This is a genomic window from Leucobacter sp. M11 (assembly GCF_035726885.1).
Classification (GTDB): domain Bacteria; phylum Actinomycetota; class Actinomycetes; order Actinomycetales; family Microbacteriaceae; genus JAPFRB01.
Genome location: NZ_JAPFRB010000006.1, coordinates 128,179 through 130,961, shown reverse-complemented (window position 1 = coordinate 130,961; position 2,783 = coordinate 128,179). Strand labels below are relative to the sequence as shown.

General features: G+C 71.5%; 2 protein-coding genes. Both read right to left on the bottom strand.

Annotation, left to right across the window (positions count from 1 at the left end):
* Positions 1–231: 231 nt before the first annotated feature.
* Positions 232–1,698 carry an alanine/glycine:cation symporter family protein gene (locus tag OOT08_RS17640; protein WP_325094173.1) on the bottom strand — a complete coding sequence of 489 codons (1,467 nt, stop codon included), beginning with the start codon at positions 1,696–1,698 and terminating at the stop codon, positions 232–234.
* 44 nt (positions 1,699–1,742) lie between these two features.
* Positions 1,743–2,783: hypothetical protein (locus tag OOT08_RS17635; RefSeq protein WP_325094171.1), on the bottom strand; the 1,041-nt coding region annotated here is incomplete at its 5' end.

The following is a 2,783-nucleotide window of genomic DNA, read 5'->3' as shown; positions in this document are numbered from 1 at the left end:
GCGAGGAGCAGCCGCTCAGGACGAGGCCCGCGCTGAGGGCGAGGCCAAGCCCCGCTGCGAAGCGGCGCCCCCCGGTCCGTGTGGTGGTCGGGGTGAAGCGGTGCCGCATAGGTCCTCCTGAGGTCGTTCTCGGTGTCCAGCCCCGCCACCCTAACAGGATCCGGGCAGGGGCGGGGCGACCCAGCGCCCGGGGCGACCCAGCGCTCGGGGCGATTCAGCGGGCAGAGCAGCTCAGCGGGCCGGAGGCACCCGGACCGGACCGGTCACCGTCGCCTCGTCCTCCCAGCAGGTGATGCCGGAGACGTCGGGCATGAGGTCCCGGGTGAACACCGGGTCCCGCCCCGCGCGGCGCTGTCGGGTGTAGTCCCGCATGAGCCGGAAGACGAGCCCGGAGAGCAGCGCAATGGCGATGAGGTTCACGAGCGCCATGAGCCCCATGATGCCGTCGGCCGTGTTCCAGATCAGGTCGGCCGAGGCGATCGAGCCGACGAAGATCGCGAGCACGGCGAGGACCCGGTACCCCAGGAGCACGCGCGGGCTGCCGGAGATGAACTCGATGTTGGACTCCCCGTAGTAGTAATTGCCGAGGATGGAGCTGAAGGCGAGGAGGAAGATGATGACGCTGAGCAGCACGTTCGACCAGGGGCCCAGCGTCCCCACGATGGCCTCCTGCGTGAGGCCGATGCCCCGCGTCGCGTTCGCGAGGTCCGGCCCGGAAACGAGGATGATGAAGGCCGTGATCGAGCAGACCAGGAAGGTGTCGAAGTAGACCCCGAGCGTCTGGACGAGGCCCTGCTTGACGGGGTGGGTGACCGCGGCGCTCGCCCCGGCGTTCGGGGCCGAGCCCAGGCCGGCCTCGTTCGAGAACATGCCGCGCTTGATGCCCGTCATGAGGATCATGCCGAAGGTGGCGCCGACGACCTCGTTCAGGCCGAAGGCCTGCGTGTAGATCGAGGCGAACACGGCGGGGAGCTGCTCCAGGTTCAGGAACACGATGACGAGGCCGAGCAGCAGGTAGATGAGCGCCATCGCGGGCACGACGGCCTGCGTGACGCTCGCGATGCGGCGCACCCCGCCGAAGACGACGAGCGCGGTCAGGGCGGCCAGGAGTAGGCCGACGGCCACCGGGAGCCAGCCGGGGGCATCCCCCAGGCTGCTGGAGAGCGTCGCCTGGATCGTGTTGGCCTGCAGCGAGCTAAAGGCAAAGGGGAAGCAGACGATCAGGATCCCCGCAAACAGCGTGCCCATCCACTTCGATTTCAGGCCGTGCAGCATGTAGTAGGCGGGGCCGCCGCGGAAGCCGCTCGCGTCCTTGACCTTGAACAGCTGGCCCAGCGTCGACTCGACGAAGCTCGATGCGCCGCCGATGAAGGCCATCGTCCACATCCAGAAGATCGCGCCGGGGCCGCCGATGGCGATGGCCGTGCCCACCCCGGCGATGTTGCCGACGCCCACCCGGGACGCCGCCGAGATCGTGAAGGCTTGGAAGGCGGAGACGGACTGCGGGGTCCCATCCTCCCGCGTCGGCGTCTTATCGGTCAGCGTGCGAAACATCTCGGGGAGCCAGCGCAGCTGGACCACCCCGGAGCGCAGGGTGAAGTACAGCCCGAGCACGATGAGGATGGGTAACACCGCCCAGGTCCACAGCTTGTCCCCGGCACCCAGCACGACATCGTTGATACTCCCCAGCACGTCCATGCGCCCAGTATGTCAGCCGCAGCGGCTCCCGGGTACCCCCGGGCTCACCCCGCGTCGGTGCCCCGGTCCAGCCGGATCGCCTCCACGTTCCAGCCCAGGGTTTCGGAGCCGAGCCACCGCCATCCGGCCGACTCGGCGAGCCGACGAAGGCCGGTTCGCGACCGGGTGGCGACCCCGCTGCCGGCGAGCGCCACCAGCCGGTGCTCCGCAAATCCCGGCCCGGTCAAGCCCGGGCCCGCAATTTCTTCGAGCAGCAGCAGCGCGTTCCCGCGCCCGGCGAGGGCGGCGAGAAACACCCGTGCGTCCTCGTCGCTGCGGTGCTGCAGGGCCAGGGCGCTCACGACCAGGTCAGCGTCCCCGTCCGCCGACGCCTCCAGGGGCGGCGCCCCCTCCGGGGTTGCCGCGCGGAGCGCGTCGAGGAGGGTGGGCTCCCCGAACACGCTCAGCTCGCGGCCGTTGCCGAGCACCTGCGCCACGTGGTTGGCTCCGGGGCCGGTGAGCGCGAGGCTCTGCGCCGCCTCGAGGCCCGGCAGCCGGCGGAGCCCCCCGGCGACAAAGCCGAAGGAGACCGTGTCCTCGACCTGCTCCGCGGCCAGCTCGGGCTCCCGGTCGAAGGCGCGTTGCAGGCTGTGCCCGTGCCGCCGTTCGTAGGCGGAGGGTCCCCCGAACAGCGCGGGCGCGAGCTCGCCGAGGGCGAGCATGGCCCGGGCCTCGACCCCGTCCTCCAGGCTCTCGCGGAGGTGCTCGTCGCCGAGGGCGAGCTCGCCGACGGGGCCCAGCTCGACCGCCTCGCCGACCCGCGCCAGCACCCCGTATTCGACGAGCGCCGCGGCGAGGGTCGCCACCGGTGTGGGGTCGAGCCCGAGCCGCGTGGCGTGCTCGGACAGGGGCCTCGCCGGGGGCACGGCGATCGCATCGAGCAGCCCGATCTCGAGAGCCGCGCGGGCGGCGAACCAGGGCACCGGCGACAGCAGCAACCCGGCGTCCAACGCCGGGGCTGCCCCCGGGTCGCTGGCTGCGTCCGCGTGCCAGTACCCGGTGATATTCGTGTGGCTCTTGGGCACGTCCCGCTCCCGGCTGAGCAA